Source organism: Chryseobacterium mucoviscidosis (assembly GCF_002177115.1).
GTDB lineage: Bacteria > Bacteroidota > Bacteroidia > Flavobacteriales > Weeksellaceae > Chryseobacterium > Chryseobacterium mucoviscidosis.
The window spans coordinates 1-280 of the sequence record NZ_MVAG01000037.1 but is presented as its reverse complement, the minus strand read 5'-3'; the positions used below and the strand labels follow the sequence as shown (position 1 = coordinate 280).

The following is a 280-nucleotide window of genomic DNA, read 5'->3' as shown; positions in this document are numbered from 1 at the left end:
GCCAGCCTCTTGTAGTCACGCGTTTTCACTGCGCTGATGATTCTGTCATTAGAAGCAATAATTTTTGCCTGATTCATTGCCATGTCGCGCACATGAAGCGTTAAATAGTCCTCAAAACTGGCCGTAAAATATTGCGCCAGGGCTGCAATGACAAATATTGAGAACACCAGAATCAGCAAAAAGATACGCAGCGGAAATGCCAGTCTTTGGAAAAATGCAAACTGTTTATTCTCGTTAAGCTGCAACATTGTTTTCCTTGCGGGTTGTCCCGAGCCTCTTT

General features: G+C 43.9%; 1 protein-coding gene. It reads right to left on the bottom strand.

The genetic code is table 11. The features are described from left to right. On the bottom strand, positions 1–248 hold a 248-nt coding region (locus B0E34_RS22620; RefSeq protein WP_228422984.1), incomplete at its 3' end, for a hypothetical protein. Positions 249–280: the final 32 nt, after the last annotated feature.